Source organism: Roseibium sp. LAB1 (assembly GCF_054658235.1).
In genome coordinates this window covers 64,636-84,404 of record NZ_BAAGIB010000007.1, presented here as the reverse complement: position 1 = coordinate 84,404, position 19,769 = coordinate 64,636, and the positions used below count along the sequence as shown (strand labels likewise).

Genomic DNA, 19,769 nt, shown 5'->3' with positions numbered 1-19,769 from the left:
CCATGCTTGGTCCCTCCGCACATGTCGATACCTTTGCCCGGGACAACCTGCCGCCGGTGGAAAGCTGGCCTGACTTCCTGCTGGATGGCTTTGAGTATCCCGAACGTCTCAACGCGGGTGTGGAACTCACCGACAGGATGGTTGAACAGGGGCTTGGCGATCACACCGCGTTGATCGGCAACGGCCGCCGCCGCACCTACAAGGAGCTTGCGGACTGGACCAACCGTCTGGCCCATGCCCTGACCGAGGATCTCGGAGTGAAACCGGGCAACCGGGTGCTGATCCGCTCCGCCAACAATCCGGCCATGGTTGCCTGCTGGCTGGCCGCGACCAAGGCTGGTGCCGTTGTCGTCAACACGATGCCCATGCTGCGGGCAGGAGAACTGTCCAAGATTGTCGACAAGGCTGAAATCGAGTTCGCACTCTGCGACACACGCCTGATGGAAGAGATGGTCGCCTGCGCCAAGACGTCATCCTTCCTGAAGAAGGTGGTCGGGTTTGATGGCACGTCGAACCACGACGCGGAACTGGACCGGCTCGCGCTTGAAAAATCCGTGCTCTACGACGCGGTGCCGACCGGACGCGACGATGTCGCCCTCCTGGGCTTCACGTCCGGCTCCACCGGAACGCCCAAGGCGACGATGCACTTCCACCGGGATCTGCTGATCATTGCCGACGGCTATGCCAAGGAAGTTCTGGGCGTCACGCCGGACGACGTCTTTGTCGGCTCGCCGCCGCTGGCCTTTACCTTCGGCCTCGGCGGACTGGCGATTTTCCCGTTGCGGTTCGGCGCTGCGGCGACGCTTCTGGAAAGCGCGACGCCACCGAACATGATCGAGATCATCGAGAAATATAAGGCGACTGTCTGTTTCACCGCACCGACCGCCTACCGGGTGATGCTGCAGGCCATGGAGGAAGGTGCTGACCTGTCCTCTCTGCGCGCCGCGGTTTCCGCCGGTGAAACCTTGCCGGCTCCGGTTTATGACGCCTGGATGGCCAAGACCGGCAAGCCGATGCTGGACGGGATCGGTTCCACGGAGATGCTGCATATCTTCATCTCCAACAGGTTCGACGATCACAAGCCCGCCTGCACAGGCAAGCCCGTGTCCGGATACGAAGTCAGGATTCTTGATCAGGACGGCAAGGATGTCGCACCCGGTGAAGTGGGGCGCCTTGCCGTGCGCGGGCCGACCGGATGCCGCTATCTGGCAGATGATCGCCAGGCGCAATACGTGATGGACGGCTGGAACATCACCGGTGACAGTTTCTCCATGAGCGAGGACGGCCATCTGCATTTTGCCGCCCGCAACGACGACATGATCATTTCCGCCGGCTACAACATTGCCGGGCCGGAGGTGGAGGCAGCGCTGCTTGCGCATCCGGCGGTTCAGGAATGCGCCGTCATCGGCGCACCGGATGAGGAACGCGGCTCCATCGTGCAGGCCCATGTGGTGCTGGCGGCTGGACATGAAGCTTCGGACGACCTTTCCAAGACACTGAAAGATCACGTGAAAGCTACGATCGCGCCGTACAAGTATCCGCGATCAATCATTTTCACCGACGCCTTGCCAAAAACCGAAACCGGCAAGATCCAGCGCTTCCGGCTGCGTCCGGACGCCTGACCAGACCTTCGCGTGGGGCACGCGGGACACTAAAACAACAAGCCCCTTTCTGACCGTGCCGGAACAACGAAGCATGGCAGGCCAAACTAAAAAAACGAATGGGAATAGCAGGTCACAAGACCAAGAGGAGCAGCATATGAAATTTGTAACACTGGCGGCCGCAGCCGCCCTGGCAGTGGGCCTTTCCAGCGCCAACGCGGAACCGGTCAAGGTTGGTATGATCACGACGCTGTCCGGCGGTGGGGCAGGCCTTGGCATCGATGTGCGCGACGGCTTCATGCTGGCCGTGAAGCAGGCCGGCAACAAGGATCTGGAAGTGATCATCGAGGATGACCAGCGCAAGCCGGACATTGCCGTGCAGTTGGCCGACAAGATGATCCAGTCCGAAAAGGTCGACGTGCTGACGGGCATCATCTGGTCGAACCTGGCCATGGCAGTGGTCCCGTCCGCAACCGCCCAGGGCAAGTTCTACCTGTCGCCCAACGCTGGCCCGTCCGCGCTGGCCGGCAAGGGGTGCCACCCGAACTATTTCAACGTCGCCTGGCAGAACGACAACCTGCATGAAGCAGCCGGTGCCTATGCGAATTTCGAAGGCATGAAAAACAGCTTTCTGCTTGCCCCGAATTACCCGGCAGGCAAGGACGCGCTGACCGGCTACAAGCGCATGTACAAGGGGGCGATGGCTGGCGAGATCTACACCAAGCTCGGTCAGACGGACTATGCAGCGGAAATCGCACAGATCCGTGCTTCCGGCGCTGACAGTGTCTATTTCTTCCTTCCGGGCGGCATGGGCATCTCGTTCCTGAAGCAATACAAGGACTCCGGTGTCGATGTTCCGGTGATCGGACCTGCCTTCTCCTTCGACCAGGGCATCCTGCAGGCGGTTGGCGATGCAGCTCTGGGTGTCAAGAACACCAGTCAGTGGAGCAAGGACATCGACGCACCGGCCAACAAGGCCTTTGTTGAAAGCTTCCAGGCCGAATACGGCCGTCTTCCGTCGCTTTACGCTTCTCAGGGATTCGACACGGCCAACCTGCTTCTGTCGGCCATGGCCAAGGCAGATGTAAAGGATGCCGATGCGTTCCGCGCCGCCCTGGAAGAAGCTGATTTTGCGTCCACCCGTGGCGGCTTCAAGTTCGGCCCCAACCATCATCCGATCCAGGACATCTATGTCCGTGAAGTGATCAAGGAAGGCGACGTCTACACCAACAAGATCATCGGCAAGGCGCTGACCAGCCACGCCGATGCCTACTGGTCCGAGTGCAGCATGTAAGGTATTGACCCAAAGGTCGGCGTGGATATCCGCGCCGGCCAAAGGGGCGGGGTACTCATGTCATTGATATTGCTCATAGAGCAGGTTCTGAACGGCCTGCAATTCGGCATCATGCTGTTTCTGATGGCCGCCGGACTGACCTTGATCTTCGGTGTCATGGGGTTGATCAACCTTGCCCATGGCTCGCTGTACATGATCGGGGCCTTCTGTGCGGCGGCTGTTGCGGCTGCCACCGGATCCTTTCTGCTCGGTCTCGTGGCGGCACTTGCCGGTGCTGCCATCGCAGGCGCTCTTGTCGAACTGGTGGTGATCCGCCGGCTCTATGCCAAGGACCATCTGGACCAGGTGCTGGCAACCTTCGCGCTGATCCTGATCTTCTCCGAAGGCACGCGCTGGATCTTCGGCTCCTTTCCACTGTTCCTGGACGTACCTGACTTCCTGTCCGGGCCGGTCACCTTGCCTGGCGGCATTGAATATCCGCTGTACCGGCTGACGCTGATTGCGGTCGGTCTTGCCGTCGCGCTCGGGCTCTGGATCCTGATTTCCAGAACGCGTCTCGGCGTGCAGATCAGGGCAGGGGAGAATGACCGCGAGATGATCGCAGCCCTCGGCATCGACATCGCCCGGCTCTACACCATCGTCTTCGCTCTTGGTGCAGCGCTGGCAGGTCTGGCGGGCGCGCTGGTCGGCGCCATCCAGTCCGTGCAGGTCGGCATGGGCGAACCGGTGCTGATCCTGGCTTTCGTGGTCATCGTCATCGGCGGTATCGGCTCCATCAAGGGCGCTCTTGTGGGGGCGATCCTCGTGGGGCTGACCGATACGCTCGGCGGCATCTTCCTGCCTGAGATCCTGAAGCTCTTTCTGGATCCGTCGACGGCCACATCGGTTGGGTCCTCGCTCGCCTCCATGGCAATCTATATTCTCATGGCTGCAGTGCTGATCCTGCGTCCTGCCGGTCTGTTCGGAGCACGCGCATGATCCGGGAACGCTATCTCAATGCGCTGACGCTGGCGCTGTTCGTCGCGATCCCCTTCTGGGCAATCACGGCGGATGAACCTTTCACTATTACCTTGATGACACGGGCAGTCGTCTTTGCCATCGCTGCCGTCGGTCTCAACATCGCACTTGGCCTTGGCGGGCTAGTCAGCCTCGGTCACGCGGTCTTCTTCGGCCTTGGCGGCTATGCCATGGGCATTCTGGCCTACCACGCCCAGAACTATACAGCCCTCACCGAATGGCCGTTCCTGATCGAAGGCACGAAGTCGATGCCGGTGATCTGGCTTGTGGCCGTGGTTGTGTCCTCTCTTGCGGCACTGGTGATCGGCATCCTGTCTCTCAGGACGGCAGGTGTCTATTTCATCATGATCACGCTGGCCTTCGGTCAGATGTTCTTCTTCTTTGCCATTTCCTGGGCGGAATATGGTGGCGAGGATGGACTGTCGATCTATGTCCGCAACGGGTTTCCAGGCCTCAATACGCTGGATCCGATCCAGTTCTACGGGCTTTGCCTGGGGCTGCTCTGCCTCGTACTGCTGTTTGCATGGCGTTTGTCCGGATCGCCCTTCGGTCTTGCTCTCAATGCCGCCCGGCAGGTTCCCCTGCGTGTTGAGACGGCAGGCCTGGATCCGGTGCGGCTCAAGCTTGTTGCCTTTGTTGTTTCCGGTGCGATCACTGGTCTGGCTGGAGCATTGTTTGCCGATCTGAACCGCTTCGTCAGCCCCACAATGTTCAGCTGGCAGACCAGCGGCGAGATCATGATCTTCATCATTATCGGGGGTGTCGGACGTTTGTTCGGGCCTGTGGTCGGTGCGCTAGTCTTTGTCGCCCTGGAACACTGGCTCGGTGCCCTGAGCGACTTCTGGCATATCTATCTGGGACTGTTGCTGCTGGTCATCGTGCTCTTCGGCAAGGGCGGTGTGATCGGCATGATTTGCGGACGGGAGGCTGTTCATGACTGATGCTGTCCTGCAGACAAACGGCATTTCCAAAAGCTTCGGTGCCTTGCGAGCCAGCCGTGACATTTCCATTGACCTGAAGCCTGGAGAGATCCACGCGATCATCGGTCCCAATGGTGCCGGCAAGTCCACCCTGATCGGGCAGATTTGCGGAACACTGCGGCCTGATGCCGGGTCGGTTCGCCTGCTGGGCAGGGACGTCACGCATCAGCCGACACGTGCTCGTGCGCGTGCCGGCCTTGGGCGTACCTTCCAGATCTCCTCGCTGGCCATGGACGACACAGTGCTTCAGAATGTTCTGCTCGGGGCACTGGGCGCCAGCGGCCGGCCCTGGAGGTTCTTCTCCAACGTGACGAGAGACACCTCCTTGCGTGAAACCGCCGAGGAAGCGCTCGGCCGTGTAGGCTTGCTGGATCAGGCGCGCATGCGCACGGCCGAACTCAGTCACGGACAGCGCCGCCAGCTGGAAGTTGCTGTTGCGCTGACGCAGAAACCCAATGCGCTTGTCATGGACGAACCCATGGCAGGCATGGGCTCTGAAGGCTCCAAGCTGCTCACCGGTTTTCTCGACCAGCTCCGGCATGAAGCGCCGATCCTGCTCGTCGAACATGACATGGACGCGGTGTTCTCGCTGGCCGATCGCATCAGCGTTCTGGTCTATGGCGAAGTGATCGCCACGGGCACGGTCGATGAAATCCGCTCCAACGCCGCCGTCAAGGAAGCTTACCTGGGAGACGAAGCATGAGCAGTCTTCTGACACTGTCCAACGTGACGGCCTCTTACGGCGCCAGCCAGGCACTTTTTGGCGTTGATCTGGAAATCGGCGAGGGCGAAGTGTTGGCGCTGCTCGGCCGCAACGGCATGGGCAAGTCGACAACGGTCAAATGCATCTGCCGGATGCTGGCCGCGCAGGGCACGCTGACCTTCGACGGGCACGACCTTGCCCGTCTGCCAAGCCACAAGGCAGCCCGGCTGGGGCTTGGTCTCGTGCCTGAAGGCCGTCGTTGCTTCGGTACCTTGAGTGTCCAGGAAAACCTGATCGCCGCGGCGCGGCGTGGCGACTGGACCTTTGAACGGGTAATCGGCATGTTTCCGCGGCTTGGCGAACGGCGTGGCCAGCGGGCGGGATCGCTTTCAGGCGGGGAGCAGCAGATGCTCGCCATCGGGCGCGCTCTGATGACCAATCCGAAGCTTCTCATCCTGGACGAGGCGACCGAAGGTCTTGCCCCGGTGATCCGTCAGGAAATCTGGGCTGTAATCCGCAAACTGAAGGCGGAAACCGGCCTCGCAATCCTCGTTATCGACAAGTCGATCAAGGAACTGCGCCAGATTTGCGACCGGGCGACGATCCTGGAACGCGGCGCGTCCGTTTGGACGGGCGGCATCGATGCGCTGACCGACGACATTACTGCCAGCTATATCGGGGTTTGAGTGATGTTCCGTTTCGAGCAATCCATCTTGTTCAAGCATTGTGATCCGGCGGGGATCGTCTTCTATCCCCGCTATTTCGAAATGATGAACGACTGCGTCGAAGCGTTTTTCGACAATGTCATCGGATGGCCGTTCAAGGACATTCACAAGACCGGGGCCGTGCCGACCGCGGAAATTCGCACGCGTTTCCTGGCGCCGAGCCGCCTGGGCGATCATCTGGTTCTGGCGCTTGAAGTAAGCAGGGTTGGCCGTTCCAGTTGCGGGATGGCAATCACTGCGCAGTGCGATGGCGAGGCAAGGTTCGAGACCGAACTTACTCTCGTCAACGTGGACAACGGTGGCAAACCGGAAGCATGGCCGGAACAGGTCAAACAACGATTTCTGGACCAGTCGGCGCTCACTTGAGCGTCGATCGGTTCAACAGGTAGGGAACGATCAGCCTTGAGAGGTTCAATCCAGTCGGATTGATTTTCTGCTGATCCGGAAGACAAGGAAAGTCAGGATCAATGACGGTCAAAAGCATTCAACCCGACGGCTGGGCCCCGGCAAAAGGCTATGCAAACGGCATGCTGACGGAGGGCAAGACGCTCCACATCGGCGGCCAGATCGGCTGGAACAAGGACCAGGTTTTTGAGACCCGCGACTTCGTCGGCCAGATGGAACAGACGCTTGCCAACATCGTGGCCATTGTCGAGGCAGCAGGCGGAGCCGTGACCGATATTGCCCGTCTGACGTGGTTCATCACCGACAAGCGCGAATACCTCGCCCGCCAGAGGGAAGTCGGCGAAGCCTATCGCCGGGTCATGGGGCGGCATTTTCCGGCCATGTCCGTCGTAGTCGTGGCCGGTCTCATCGAAGACGACGCCCTGATCGAAATCGAGGCAACCGCCCAGGTGGGGTGATACTCACCAGCCAATCCAGTTTGAACTGTCAGCAGCCCGGCACCTCGTGCCGGGCTTTTTGTTTTTGTGACTGGCGAAACAGAACCGTCTTCCTCCTGGCTCGCACATCGCCTCGCCGGTGTGACACGCCGAGGAAGCCACGCTGAGTCTTTCTTTGTGCATTCTGAAATTTTCGAAAAACATAACAAAATCAACCAATTACTAGAAAATGAATTTGATCGGATAATTATGTCAGACAATGTCTTTACAATGTCAGACAAAGTGGTAACGTGAATTGGCAAACAAGGAAGGTCGACATCAGTCCATGCCGGAAAATGCACAACAGCCGAAACCGGAAACGGGGTCTGGAGTGGCGAGCGAGCCGCGGGATGTACCGCGCGCCCTGATCAGCCTCATCGAACAGGAAGGCCTCAAGGTCGGGGATCGTCTGCCGCCGGAACTGGAGCTGGCACGCCGTCTCGGCTTTGGCCGGTCGACCATTCGCGAGACACTCAAGACCTGGGAAAGCATGGGTGTCGTCAGCCGCAACAAAGGAGCCGGCACAAGGCTCATCGCGGAAATTTCAAAAAATACACTGCGCGTGGCCCTCACCATCAAACATGAAGCCGACAGCCTGCTGCGCATGCAGCAGGTCCGGCGTCCGCTCGAAATCGAATCGGTGCGTATCGCAACAAGATCTGCAACGCCCGAGCAACGCCGCATCATCAACGCCCGTGCTGCAGAGCTGATGGCGGTGTTCGAAGCCGGCGAAGACTGGCGCCCGGCCGACCATCGCTTTCACAACGCTGTTCACGATGCGACCGGCAATCCCCTGTTCAGGCAATTCATTGAACAGATCCAGAAAGCCTTTCACGACATTTACGAAACTCCGTTCGGCAAGCCGCATCTTGGCCAGGACACGATCCCGCTGCATCGCCCGCTCGCCGACGCGATCATCGCCGGTGACGAGAACAAGGCCGCGGAACTGACCGAAACGATCATCGACATGGTCTGTGCCGAGACCCAGAAAATTTCAGAGGAACACGATGGCTGACGCTGTGCCGGGTGGATATTCGATCGAGACGCTGCTGGCGGCGGCTTACGAAACCGGGGGGGCGGTGGCGCCGCCGATCGTGCAGACGTCTCTCTTCACCTTCGACAATTACAAGGCCTTCGAAGACCGCATGTCGGGCCGCTCGAACGAGCCGCTTTATACCCGGGTTCAGAACCCGACGGTGGCTGCCTTCGAAAACCTGATGGCTGAGGCGGAAGAGGGTGAAGCAGCGGTCGGTTTTGCATCCGGCATGGCGGCGATCTCCTCCACTGTTCTTGCCTTCGTCAAGCCGGGCGACCGCATCGCCTGCATCGAACATGTCTATCCGGACGCATACCGCCTGTTCGAACGTCTCCTGCGCCCCTTCGGCGTTGGCGTCACCTATCACTCCATAGAGGAGTTCCAGTCGGATCCTGACCTGCTCAAGGGCGTGAAACTCGCCTATCTGGAGAGCCCGACCTCCGTTGTCTTTCAGACGCTGGATCTCGGCCTTGTCGCCTCTCATGCGAAAAAACACGGAACGATCACCGTTATCGACAACTCCTGGGCAACGCCGCTGTTTCAGCGTCCGCTGACCCTCGGTATCGATATCGTCCTGCATTCGGCGTCCAAATATCTGTCCGGTCATTCCGACACGGTTGCCGGCGTGGTGGTGGCCAGCAAGGACCTTATCGATAGGATCCGGGATCTGACCCTGCCGTTGCTCGGCGGCAAGCTTGCCCCCTTCGAGGCTTTCCTGTTGACGCGGGGGCTGCGCACGCTCGGGCCTCGCATGCGTCAGCATCAGTCGACCGCGAACCTCTTTGTCGATCGGTTGGCGAACCACCCGCATGTCAGTGCGGTGCATTCGCCCGGTCCGAATATCGTGCCCGGCCTGACCGGCCGTTCGGGGCTGCTGTCTGTCGCACTGAACGACAACGTCGATATTCCGAACCTTGCCGACAGCCTGAAGCTGTTCCGTCTTGGCGTCAGCTGGGGCGGCTTCGAAAGCCTGATCCTGCCGACACGGATCGGGCTCAATCAGGCGGGTGAACAGAATTCAATGCAACGCTTTGGCGTCTCCGACCGGATCGTACGCCTCAGCCTCGGGTTGGAAGACCCCAACGATCTTTGGGCCGATTTCGAAACGGCCCTGAGCAAAAGCGCCCGGACATAAGACGGCGCAATTCAAACCAAACCTGAAAGAAGCGGAGTTGAACCATGAGGGGACTGATAGGAGCAATTAGCGCGTTGGCGTTTCTGGCTGGCTCGGCAGCGAGCGCGGAAACCCTGAAGCTGGTGGAAGTGATCACCAGCCCGGAGCGCACGGAAGTGCTGCAGAAGCAAGTGGACGCCTTCGAAGCTGCGAACCCGGGCACGGAAGTTGAAATCGTGTCGCTGCCCTGGGGCCAGGCCTTTGAAAAACTGGCAACCATGGTAGCCGGTGGCGATATTCCGGATGTCGTTGAAATGCCGGACCGCTGGGCTGGCATCTACAAGGACAGGCTGGTCGATCTGAACGACAAGATCGCAGGCTGGGAATATGGCGGCACGCTGACCCAGAAGGCACTGGACATGGGCCGTCAGACAGACGGCAAGACCGCCCGGATGATCCCTTACGGCTTCTATCTGCGCGCCATGTTCTACAACAAGAAACTGCTGGCCGAAGCCGGTGTCGAAAACCCGCCGAGCACCATGGCGGAGTTCATGGACGCTGCGAAGGCCGTGTCCGAACTGGACGGAAAATACGGATATTGTCTGCGTGGCGGACCTGGTGGGCTCAACGGCTGGATCATGATGGCCGCCACCATGAACGGAGACAACACCTTCTTCGACGAGGACGGCAAGAGCACGCTCAACCAGCCGGGCTCCGTCGAAGGCATTCAGTTCCTGATCGACATGTACCAGAAGGGCTACGCCCCGAAGGACTCCGTCAGCTGGGGCTTTAACGAGATCGTGGCCGGCTTCTATTCTGGAACCTGCGCTTTCCTCGACCAGGATCCGGATGCGCTTATCGCCGTTGCCGAGCGTATGGCACCGGAAGACTTCGCAGTGGTGCCGATGCCAGTCGGTCCGGCAGGCAAGGCCTTCCCGACCATTGGTTTCGCCGGTTGGGCGATGTTCGACACGACCAGCAACGAAGACCTTTCGTGGAAGCTGATTGCGCATCTCTCCAGTCCGGACACCAACAAGGAATGGGCCAAGCGCGTTGGCGTTATTCCGATCCATGAAGGTGCCGAACAGGATCCGTACTTCAAGACCGAGCAGTTCAAGGGCTGGTTCGACACCCTGAACGGCGACCAGTACGTCCCGACGGTCATGCCAACCTATCTGGAGCAGTTCGGTTATTTCGCGGATTCCATCGCACTGGAATCCAGCCAGGAAGCGCTCCTGGGTGAAATCACCGCTCAGGAAGTGGCCGACAAATGGGCCGAGTTCCTGACCGAAGAATATGCCCGCTGGAAAGCCGCTCAATGACCACAATCGACACCGCCGAGCCCGGGAAGAAATCCCGGGCTCGGCCCACCTTCTACTTCCGTTACATGGTAGAGCCCTATCTCTACCTGACCCCGGCAATCGTGCTGATTGCCCTGGTGATGCTGGTGCCGCTGGTGATCGGCGTTTCCTATGCCTTCCAGTCCGTCAACCTGCTGCGTCCGTTTCAGTCGGGCTGGGTCGGCTTTGCCAACTTCGAGGCGTTGTGGTCGGACCGGAAATTCTGGCTGGCGCTCACAAACACCTTCTGGTGGACGCTCGGGTCGATTTTCTTCCAGTTTTTCCTGGGCCTTGGCCTCGCGTTGCTTCTGAATACCCAGTTCCACGGCAAACGTATCGTTCAGGCACTGGTGTTCCTGCCCTGGGCCGTCCCGACGTTCCTGTCGGCGCTCACCTGGGCCTGGCTCTTCAACCCGACCATCGGACCACTGCCGCATTGGCTGGCCGCGCTCGGGATCCTGTCGGAACCTTTCAACATCCTGGGTGACAAGAACCTCGCCATGTGGGGGCCAGTGACCGCCAATGTCTGGTTCGGCATTCCGTTCTTCGCCATCACGTTGCTGGCGGCGCTGCAATCCATTCCGGGAGAGCTTTACGAGGCTGCGGAAATCGATGGAGCAACTGCCTGGCAGACCTTCACCAAGATCACGCTGCCGTTCCTGGCACCGATGATCGCAATCACCGTCATGCTGAGGACGATCTGGATCGCGAACTTCGCCGATCTCATCTTCGTCATGACCGGCGGCGGACCTGCAAATTCGACGCAGATCCTGTCGACCTACATTTTCACCACCGCCTTCCGGAAACTCGATTTCGGTTATGCCTCCGCAATCGCGGTCGCGCTCCTGGGTCTGCTGCTGATCTATGCCGCAATCCTTCTGGTGCTGCGCCGGAAACTGGTCAAGATCTGAGGTGCTTCCATGAGTGCCCTTCGCAAAAGCTCGCCCCTGGCGGTCACCGGCAAATATCTGGCACTAGGGCTCTACGTCGCCTTTGCGCTTTTCCCGCTCTACTGGCTCGCCAAGATTGCGGTTACGCCGGACAAGCTGATCTTCACGGAAGGAACGGCGCTCTTTCCGAGTGAGTTCACCTTCGAGAATTTCGAGACCGTTCTGATCGCGACGGACTTCCTGTCCTATTTCAAGAACAGCGTCATCGTCTCCATCGGTACAGCGGCGATCACCACGGCCGTTGCGGCCGCTGCCGGTTATGCCTTCTCGCGGTTCGATTTTCGCGGCAAACGGCTGATCATCGCGCTGATGCTGATCACCCAGATGTTTCCGCTCCTGATGATCATTGCGCCGATCTACAAGATCGTCGCCGCGGTCGGCCTGCTGAACTCTCTCACCAGCCTGATCATCGTTTACACGGCCTTCAATATTCCCTTCGCCACCTTCCTGATGCAGTCCTTCTTCGACGGCATTCCGAAGGATCTGGAAGAAGCGGGCATGATCGATGGCTGCACCCGTTTCGAAGCGCTCCGCAAGATCATCCTGCCGCTGACACTGCCGGGCTTGGGGGCGACGCTTGGCTTCGTCTTTACCGCGGCCTGGAGCGAGCTGCTCTTCGCGCTCATGCTGATCAACTCCAACGACACCATGACCTTCCCGGTCGGGCTGTTGACTTTCGTTTCGAAATTCTCTGTCGACTGGGGGCAGATGATGGCCGCCGGCGTGCTCGCACTCGTGCCGTCCTGCCTGTTCTTCATCTTCATCCAGCGTTATCTGGTCCAGGGGCTCACCTCTGGCGCTGTCAAGGGGTAGGAGACCCAGACCATGGCTCGTATCGAACTCAGAAACATCGCCAAGGCCTATGGCTCCGTCGAGGTGATGCGCGACATCAACCTCACCATCGACGATGGCGAATTCATCGTGCTGGTTGGCCCGTCCGGCTGCGGCAAGTCCACCTTGCTGCGGATGATTGCGGGGCTGGAGCCGATTTCCGGTGGCGATTTCACCGTGGATGGCAAACGCATGAACGAAGTGCCGCCCCGTGACCGCGACATGGCGATGGTCTTCCAGTCCTATGCGCTTTATCCGCATATGGATGTTGCCCGGAACATGGGCTTCTCGCTGGAAATCCGCAAAGCCGCCAATGAAGAGCGGGTAAGCAAGGTGCAGGAAGCTGCCAGGACGCTTGGCCTCGGCAATCTGACGGCGCGGCTGCCGAAACAGCTTTCGGGCGGGCAGCGCCAGCGTGTTGCCATGGGCCGGGCCATCGTGCGCGATCCGAGCGCATTCCTGTTTGACGAACCATTGTCCAATCTGGATGCCGCGCTGCGTGTCGAGATGCGCCTGGAGATCGCGAGGCTGCACCAGCGGCTGAAGGCGACAATGATCTATGTGACCCACGACCAGGTGGAAGCCCTGACGCTGGCGGACCGGATCGTGGTGCTGAATGCCGGCGATATCCAGCAGGTTGGCACACCGCTGGACCTCTACGACACTCCGGCCAACAAGTTCGTTGCCCAGTTCATTGGATCACCCACCATGAACATCCTCGACATCGAACCGAAAGAAGGTGGGGTCTCGCTGAAGAACGGTGCGAGCCTCGTCCTCGGCCTGACCAATGGACAGGCAGGTGCAAGGGAGTTGGGTGTCCGTCCGGAACATCTCAACATCGTCGCCCCGGAAGCCGCGCACATCTCAGGAACGGCCGAACTGGTCGAACACCTGGGCTCCGACACCAACATTCACGCCAATGTGCCCGGCATCGGCCAGGTGCTCGTGCGTGAACATGGACACTTTGCTCTGAAATCCGGCGATCCGGTTGGGATTGCACTCGATCTGGACAAGACCCATCTGTTCGATGCGGATGGCCGACGCCTGGCCGCCTGAGTCTGGCCACCTGAACGGGGCAATCTCAAAGGGGGCGTTCCACGGCAAGACCTTGGGTTTGCTCTTGCGACTTCACGGCCTGTACTACGCTGTGCGCGGTCAGTTTCCACCGCAGTAGCAGGCTTTGTAAGCATCCCGGCTGGTGGCGTCGAGCGCGCAGCCGTAAGCCTGCCAATTGACGGGATCGATTTCCGGGTTCGCTGACTGCACCGCATAGAGATCGCTGAACCGCTGACGCAGCGGTTCGTCGTTCTGAAGCGTCTTGGCCAGTGAAGCGCGGCTTGCGGCCGACAGGTCCTGAACCGCATATGTGGAGCGATAGTCGTATTCGAGCTGCCAGTCCGGCTTCGCGCCTGCCGACGCAGCTTCCAGATTTGTCAGATAGAAGGTCGCCGAGTCCTTCACCGTTCCGTTGGTCTTGTCATAGAGAAAGACCGCAAAGGCCGGGTTGTTGCCGAAGATGGGGCTGACCGAAGCCGTTATCTGGTTCGCAATCAACGGTGCGCCCGAGCCATCATTGATAACGGTGAACCCGTCCATATGGGTGTGGCCGGAAAACGTGTAGTCGATGATACCGGCATATTTGGTCATCAACGCCAGAAAGTCTTTCAGATAGTGCTCTTTCCAGAAGAGGTGGATGCTGGCGTCACACGTATCCTTGTCCGCATGGCGAGCCGTATCGCGGGCATCGGCGCCTAGTGGCACATGCATCAGGAGCTGCGCCTTGCGGCCCGCCTGTTGTGTCTCTGCAAGCTGGTCATCCAGCCAGGTCATCACGTCCTTGCCCGGGTCGCTTTCTTTGGTATTGCAGGCGTCCGAATAATGCCTGGCCCAGTAAACATTGCTGAGAGCGATGATGTCCTGATCCGGAACCGTCGGATGGGTAACCTTGTAGAAACCGTCGTGCTTGAACGCCTGGAATCCGTCGGGTTGACGGCTCAGCTTTGCCCACTGCTCGCCGACACCTTCAAGAAATGCACTGTCGGGAGCGAGCTGGTAGTCACCGCAGGCTGAATCTTCGTTGCCCAGAACGCCATAGACCGGGATGCCGCCGAACGTATCGCCCAGAAGCTGGGAAACATATTGTGTGGTCTTGATGGCAAACGAGGTTACGCCCTGCGGATTGTCGCCCGCTGTCTTCTGGTAGGTGTCATTGAAGTGGTGGCTCAGGTAGTCGCCGGTATAAAGCACGTAGTCGTAGGTCATGCCTTGGGTTGCCGCCGCATCCAGGGCGGAGATCATCAGCGAGTAGGTGGCATCATTGCCGTAACTCTTGATGCTTTTGGCAGCCTCCTTGAAAATTTCTGTCCACCCGGAGACTGGGCTCTTGTCCAGCGCCGGCACGAGGGCCGGATCACTGAACGGGTCGAAGTGGATGTCGGTGACGATCAGAAACAAACCCTCGTTCGTTCCCGGGTAGAACACCGGTTCCGTGGACTGGGCGCGAACGCCGTCGAGCGTCAAAGTGACGGCTGCAAATGCCGCAAAAGAAAAAGCCAACCTGTCGAACATTCCGGCCCCCTAGCTGTGCCAAAAATTCCCTTGCGGAATATTGGCACAGTCAAACACGGCAACGGTAAATGGATGTGAACCGCACTTCCGAAAATTGAGCCGATTTGCACCTACCGATAGACCAGTGTCGGCAGCCACATCGAAAAGGCCGGAACGAAGGTCAGCAGCAGCAGCACCGTGATCAGCGGGATGAGGAAGGGAGCCGTTGCCGTCACGCATCGCTCGAAAGGCACCTGCGCCACTTTTGAAAGCACGTAAAGCACCATGCCGACAGGCGGCGTCAGAAGGCCGATCATCAGGTTCAGGATCATGATGATCCCGAAATGGACCGGATCGATACCCAGGCCGACAGCCACCGGAAGCAGCACCGGCGTCAGAATGGTGATAGCGGCAATAGTTTCCATGAACAGGCCGATTACCAGCACGATCAGCGTGATGATCAGGAGCAGAATGACCTTGTTGTCCGTCAATGCCACCATCAGCTCGGAAAAGTGGCGTGCGGTCTGGTTGGCAGTCAGGATCCAGGCGAAAATCGTGGAAGCGGCCACGATCAGCATGATGGCTGCGGTCGTCTCCACCGTCTCGAATGAAACCTTGAGGATCTTTCTGAAATTCAGCGTCCGATAGACGCCGACACCCAGAAAAATGCACCAGGCGACGGCAGCGATCGCCGCTTCCGTCGGAGTGAAAATACCGAACATGATGCCGCCGATGATGATCGTTGGTGTCATGAGTGGAAGCAGGGCGTCGAGAAAGGTCTGGCCAAGCCGCGAAAAGCGGAAATTGAGATCGCGCGGGTAATTCCGCCGCCGGGAATACCAGGCGACCATTGCCATCAGAGACAGCGCCATCATCAGACCGGGAACGATGCCGGCCATGAAAAGCTGGCCGATGGAGGCGTCCGCGATGACACCATAGATCACCAGAGGCAGGGACGGGGGAATGATCGGCCCGATGGTGGACGATGCGGCGGTAATCCCGACCGCAAAGTCCGTGTCGTAACCGCTTTCGCGCATGGCCTTGATCTCGATATTGCCGAGACCTCCTGCGTCCGCCACTGCCGCTCCGGACATGCCTGCAAAGATGACACTCGCACCGACATTCACATGACCCAGTCCGCCGTGCATCCAGCCGACCGCCGCGCGGGCGAAGGCGAAGATGCGGGTCGTGATGCCGGCCGAGTTCATCAGGTTGCCGGCCAGAATGAAGAAAGGAACCGCAATCAATGGAAAGGAATTGATGCCGTTGACCATGTTTGCCAGCACGATCATGGGCGGCAGGCCTTCCACAAGCACGAAGGCCAGCGAGGCAAGGGCAAGAGCTGCTGCAACCGGCACCCCGACAATCATCAGGGCAAACAGGAGCAGCATCATGAACAGGACGGCCATTAGCGGAAACTCTTCAATCGGTGGGCAGGTGGTCGTCCAGAGAACGGACGAGCTCGTCAGGGCTTTGGCGACAGCGCCGCCACAGCCAAATGGCCGAATAAAAGGCCATCAACCCGAGTGCGATGACGCAAATCGTGTAAATCCAGGCCTTCGGGATTGGCAGGGATATCATCTTCTGCCGGGTTTTCTGGGTCAGCCCGATACCGATCCAGGTCATCGACGCGAAAAAGCCGAGCGTGATCGTCTGGGACAACACGGTCAGCCCTTTTGCGAGGCGCGGAGGCACCATGCGCATCAGGAATTCCAGCGTGATGTGAGCGCCCCGCCGTGTGGCGGTGATCGACCCCAGAAAACAGACCAGAATCAAAAGGTAGCGGGCCACCTCTTCGGTCCAGGCAAGGGAGTCGTTCAGCACGTAGCGGGTGAAGAACTGCAGGAAAACGACCACGGCAAGGATCCAGAAGACCAGGATGCCGGGGGCATCGATCCATTTCAGCGCGCTGAGGTCGGTTTCGGTCTCGTCAAAATGGAGCAGCTCGGGCGCGCTGTCCGCGCGCCCTTGCTCCGTTTGTGCGGTGGCCGGTTCGGGTCGTTCTGCCACGGCATCGTCGCTTTGTGTCATTGAGCGAGAGCCTGCATTCGCTCGTAGTGTTCCTGGGTGTAGGGCACCTTGGATTCATCTGTGAGGATCGGTTCGACAGCAGCCTGGAATGCGGCCTTGTCGACTTCGTTGATCTGGATGCCCTGATCAACGAACCACTGCACGAGGTCTTGTTCCGACTGATAGATCTCGTCCGCATTCTGCGCGGCGGCATCCTTCAGGACAGCGTCCACGATGGCTGCGTCGTCGCCAATTTGGCCCATCGCGTTTTCAGACACGACAATGATCAGCGAATTGCCGATATGGCCGGTCAGATTGATGTTCGACTGGACCTCGTAGAACTTCTTGAACTTGATTGTCGGCAGCGGGTTCTCCTGGGCGTCGACAACACCCTGTTGCAAGGCCAGATAGACCTCGGAAAAAGCGATCGGCGTCGGATTGGCACCGACGGCATTGGGGAACAGAACCATCAGTGGTGAATCCGGTACGCGGATCTTCAGGCCCTTCATGTCCTCCGGCTTGGTAATCGGGAATTTCGAGGTCACATGGCGATAGCCGTACCAGGTGATCGCCATCACCGTGTGGCCGGTTGCTTCCTTGTAACCGTCGGACAGGTCACTGAAGAGATCACTGTCCCGGTAGGCTTTCCAGTGATCGTAGTTTTTCAGCATGAAAGGGTAATCGGAAATGGCGATCGGGCCATAATCACGTTCGGCGAAGTTGGGACCGGTATAGATCATGTCGACGGACCCGATAGTCAGGCCCTCGTTGATTTCGGCTTCCTTGCCGAGAGACGATGCCGGATAGACCGAAATGGTCACTCGGCCGTCCGTCTTTTCCTTGATCTGGTCTGCTGCCCACAGCGCCCACTTATGGTAGCTGGACCCTTCCTCGTAGACATGCGCCCATTTCAGGTCCGCCGCCCAGGATTGTCCGGCCAAGGCAAATGTCATCGCGGCGGCCAGAAGGCCGCGCTTCATCGTTCTTCCAATCATGTCTGTCCTCCCGTCGGCCGGTGTCGAGCTCCTCCACTCCATCGGCCTATCTTGTATAACTGGTATACAAGTTATTTTACGTATATGACGTATAGTAAGAATGCAACCGAATTCGGCTGGTCATCCCTTTGCAGGATTGCTAGTAAACCGAAGAAGAAGGGGCGAAACCGTAGAGATTCGAAGCAGATAAGTGCAGCGCGCCTGCATGCGCGAACCACACGGTTTCTGGTAATACGATGGCCGTAACACTGGATGAAACGCCTTCTGCGGGAGGCAAGACGCGTAAGCCGAGGGCGAAAAATGCACCGCCGCGCGGCACTGTGACGGGGGCTGTCAAGCGGGCAGCCCGCAATTCCGAAATCGTCTATCAGGACCTGCGCACCGCGATTATCAACGTTACGCTGCCACCCGGTTCACCGCTGGCGGAAAAGGACCTGACCGAAAAATACGGTATCAGCCGAACTCCGATTCGCGAGGCGATCCTGCGGCTGGCGGAAGAAAACCTGGTCGACGTCTTCCCCAAATCCGGCACTTTCGTTGCCAGGATTCCCGTCTCGGAATTGCATGAGGCTATCGTTGCCAGGAAGGCGCTGGAGGAAGTCTGCGTTCGCGAGGCCACGATGAAGGCGAGCAAGAGCCAGTTGATGGGCCTGAGGGCGATTGTCCAGCACGAGCAGGAACTTGCTGACAACGGCGACGAACAGGCCTTCCACGAAGCGGATAACGCCTTTCATTCCGGTATTGCCGCTGCGAGCGGCTATCCGGGGATCTGGAACATGATTGAGAAAATCAGGCTTCAGGTGGAACGTTACCGCAGGCTGACGTTGCCGCAAGAAGGCCGAATGGAGCTTATCGTCAGCGAACACGCTGCTGTTCTGGAAGCAATGGAAAATGGCGACGCAGATGCCGCCGTTGCCAATATGAACAGTCATCTCAACAAGCTGCAAATCGACATCGGCACGTTTCAGGATCTGTGGCCGGACTATTTCCTGTTCGACAGGGGATGATCACCTCCGGGTGCGCCCCGGCTTATCGGGATCATTTATCCGGATGCCGAATGTTTCGGCTGAGGTGACGTTTCACCGGAATTGATTCCGCTCGCTTTCAGTAGCTTTGCCCACCCATGACAGGTCGGCAGGAGCAGGAAGGCAGGGCAGCTGGCAAGAGATGACTTTGTCAGGTGCAATAGTCCATGAGCGCCTTCAGCACGTTTTTCTGGGTGATGCGCTCAAGACCACAGGGGGGGGGGGGCGGACTGCATCTGTAGCTTCGTTTTCAGGTGTGATCTGTCCACGGTGACGGTGGTCGCAATTTAATCGGTACTCTGGTCCGGTCTTCGATGTTGTTGTCACGGGAAAAGTGAAAATACAGTTTTAGGTCAGTATCTTACCCTGAGTAGGTGATGTGTTGCTCAGGTAAGGCCGTTCCCGTCGATAGGCGGTACAGGCGTTGAGTGGCTCAGCTTACGAGAAGGCTAAAGTATTTGTTCCACGCCTTCTAATGCCAGTTATTTACAAGGCAATACCGGACAGACCGAATACCGCCGCGTTTCAGCGGTTGCGGGACGCGGCGAAGTAATACCTCTGAGCCTGAAAACACGCAAAAACAACTCCAATATAATACCAATAAACCACTTGAGGGGGCGATTCGACCTGCGAAAAATGATTTTCACGATTTCAAACTAATAGGTCGACAAGTGGTATCAAATAGGTATTATATGAAACGAGCAGGAGAGCTGATGCTCT

The 19,769-nt window shown here is 58.7% G+C and carries 19 protein-coding genes; 15 read left to right on the top strand and 4 right to left on the bottom strand.

Going from position 1 to position 19,769, the window contains the following annotated elements:
* Positions 1 to 2: 2 nt before the first annotated feature.
* The 14 genes from ACYQ54_RS26640 (at position 3) to ACYQ54_RS26575 (ending at position 13,528) form a co-directional block, all read left to right on the top strand.
* Positions 3 to 1,622: a benzoate-CoA ligase family protein gene (locus ACYQ54_RS26640; RefSeq protein WP_460087846.1), complete on the top strand. Its 1,620-nt coding sequence runs from the start codon at positions 3 to 5 to the stop codon at positions 1,620 to 1,622.
* A gap of 136 nt (positions 1,623 to 1,758) precedes the next feature.
* A complete protein-coding gene (locus ACYQ54_RS26635; protein WP_460087844.1) occupies positions 1,759 to 2,895 on the top strand; it encodes an ABC transporter substrate-binding protein in 1,137 nt (378 codons plus the stop codon).
* A gap of 57 nt (positions 2,896 to 2,952) precedes the next feature.
* Positions 2,953 to 3,873 (top strand): branched-chain amino acid ABC transporter permease, encoded by a 921-nt coding sequence (locus tag ACYQ54_RS26630; protein WP_460087843.1) that lies wholly within the window; start codon positions 2,953 to 2,955, stop codon positions 3,871 to 3,873.
* Entirely contained in the window at positions 3,870 to 4,853 is a 984-nt protein-coding gene (locus tag ACYQ54_RS26625; protein ID WP_460087842.1) for a branched-chain amino acid ABC transporter permease, read from the top strand. Before ACYQ54_RS26630 ends, ACYQ54_RS26625 begins: the two co-directional genes overlap by 4 nt.
* Positions 4,846 to 5,595, top strand: a complete 750-nt coding sequence (locus ACYQ54_RS26620) for an ABC transporter ATP-binding protein (protein WP_460087840.1) — start codon at positions 4,846 to 4,848, stop codon at positions 5,593 to 5,595. Before ACYQ54_RS26625 ends, ACYQ54_RS26620 begins: the two co-directional genes overlap by 8 nt.
* The gene (locus tag ACYQ54_RS26615; RefSeq protein WP_460087839.1) at positions 5,592 to 6,281 is read left to right on the top strand and encodes an ABC transporter ATP-binding protein; all 690 of its coding nucleotides are present in this window, start codon (positions 5,592 to 5,594) and stop codon (positions 6,279 to 6,281) included. Before ACYQ54_RS26620 ends, ACYQ54_RS26615 begins: the two co-directional genes overlap by 4 nt.
* Positions 6,282 to 6,284: 3 nt before the next feature.
* Positions 6,285 to 6,686 (top strand): acyl-CoA thioesterase, encoded by a 402-nt coding sequence (locus tag ACYQ54_RS26610; protein WP_460087838.1) that lies wholly within the window; start codon positions 6,285 to 6,287, stop codon positions 6,684 to 6,686.
* Between the two features lie 101 nt (positions 6,687 to 6,787).
* On the top strand, positions 6,788 to 7,183 hold the full coding sequence (locus tag ACYQ54_RS26605) for a RidA family protein (RefSeq protein WP_460087836.1): 396 nt from the start codon (positions 6,788 to 6,790) through the stop codon (positions 7,181 to 7,183).
* Between the two features lie 304 nt (positions 7,184 to 7,487).
* Positions 7,488 to 8,216 carry a FadR/GntR family transcriptional regulator gene (locus tag ACYQ54_RS26600; RefSeq protein WP_460087834.1) on the top strand — a complete coding sequence of 243 codons (729 nt, stop codon included), beginning with the start codon at positions 7,488 to 7,490 and terminating at the stop codon, positions 8,214 to 8,216.
* Positions 8,209 to 9,372 (top strand): aminotransferase class I/II-fold pyridoxal phosphate-dependent enzyme, encoded by a 1,164-nt coding sequence (locus ACYQ54_RS26595; protein ID WP_460087831.1) that lies wholly within the window; start codon positions 8,209 to 8,211, stop codon positions 9,370 to 9,372. Before ACYQ54_RS26600 ends, ACYQ54_RS26595 begins: the two co-directional genes overlap by 8 nt.
* 44 nt (positions 9,373 to 9,416) lie before the next feature.
* On the top strand, positions 9,417 to 10,673 hold the full coding sequence (locus tag ACYQ54_RS26590) for an ABC transporter substrate-binding protein (RefSeq protein ID WP_460087829.1): 1,257 nt from the start codon (positions 9,417 to 9,419) through the stop codon (positions 10,671 to 10,673).
* Complete coding sequence (locus tag ACYQ54_RS26585; protein WP_460087826.1) at positions 10,670 to 11,602, top strand: carbohydrate ABC transporter permease; 933 nt, start codon at positions 10,670 to 10,672, stop codon at positions 11,600 to 11,602. The genes ACYQ54_RS26590 and ACYQ54_RS26585 overlap by 4 nt, the downstream gene beginning before the upstream one ends.
* Positions 11,603 to 11,611: 9 nt before the next feature.
* Entirely contained in the window at positions 11,612 to 12,454 is an 843-nt protein-coding gene (locus ACYQ54_RS26580; protein ID WP_460087824.1) for a carbohydrate ABC transporter permease, read from the top strand.
* Positions 12,455 to 12,466: 12 nt separating this feature from the next.
* Entirely contained in the window at positions 12,467 to 13,528 is a 1,062-nt protein-coding gene (locus tag ACYQ54_RS26575; protein ID WP_460087823.1) for an ABC transporter ATP-binding protein, read from the top strand.
* A gap of 99 nt (positions 13,529 to 13,627) precedes the next feature.
* Here the strand turns inward: ACYQ54_RS26575 and ACYQ54_RS26570 are convergent, their stop codons facing one another.
* The 4 genes from ACYQ54_RS26570 to ACYQ54_RS26555 all read right to left on the bottom strand — a co-directional run bounded on the left by ACYQ54_RS26570 (position 13,628) and on the right by ACYQ54_RS26555 (position 18,024).
* On the bottom strand, positions 13,628 to 15,040 hold the full coding sequence (locus tag ACYQ54_RS26570) for a metallophosphoesterase (RefSeq protein ID WP_460087821.1): 1,413 nt from the start codon (positions 15,038 to 15,040) through the stop codon (positions 13,628 to 13,630).
* Positions 15,041 to 15,150: 110 nt separating this feature from the next.
* Entirely contained in the window at positions 15,151 to 16,428 is a 1,278-nt protein-coding gene (locus ACYQ54_RS26565; protein ID WP_460087820.1) for a TRAP transporter large permease, read from the bottom strand.
* 13 nt (positions 16,429 to 16,441) lie between these two features.
* Positions 16,442 to 17,050 carry a TRAP transporter small permease gene (locus tag ACYQ54_RS26560; RefSeq protein ID WP_460087818.1) on the bottom strand — a complete coding sequence of 203 codons (609 nt, stop codon included), beginning with the start codon at positions 17,048 to 17,050 and terminating at the stop codon, positions 16,442 to 16,444.
* A complete protein-coding gene (locus ACYQ54_RS26555; protein ID WP_460087817.1) occupies positions 17,047 to 18,024 on the bottom strand; it encodes a sialic acid TRAP transporter substrate-binding protein SiaP in 978 nt (325 codons plus the stop codon). Before ACYQ54_RS26555 ends, ACYQ54_RS26560 begins: the two co-directional genes overlap by 4 nt.
* A gap of 236 nt (positions 18,025 to 18,260) precedes the next feature.
* On the opposite strand from ACYQ54_RS26555, the gene ACYQ54_RS26550 reads away from it, so the two are divergent.
* A complete protein-coding gene (locus ACYQ54_RS26550; protein ID WP_460087816.1) occupies positions 18,261 to 19,031 on the top strand; it encodes a GntR family transcriptional regulator in 771 nt (256 codons plus the stop codon).
* Positions 19,032 to 19,769: the final 738 nt, after the last annotated feature.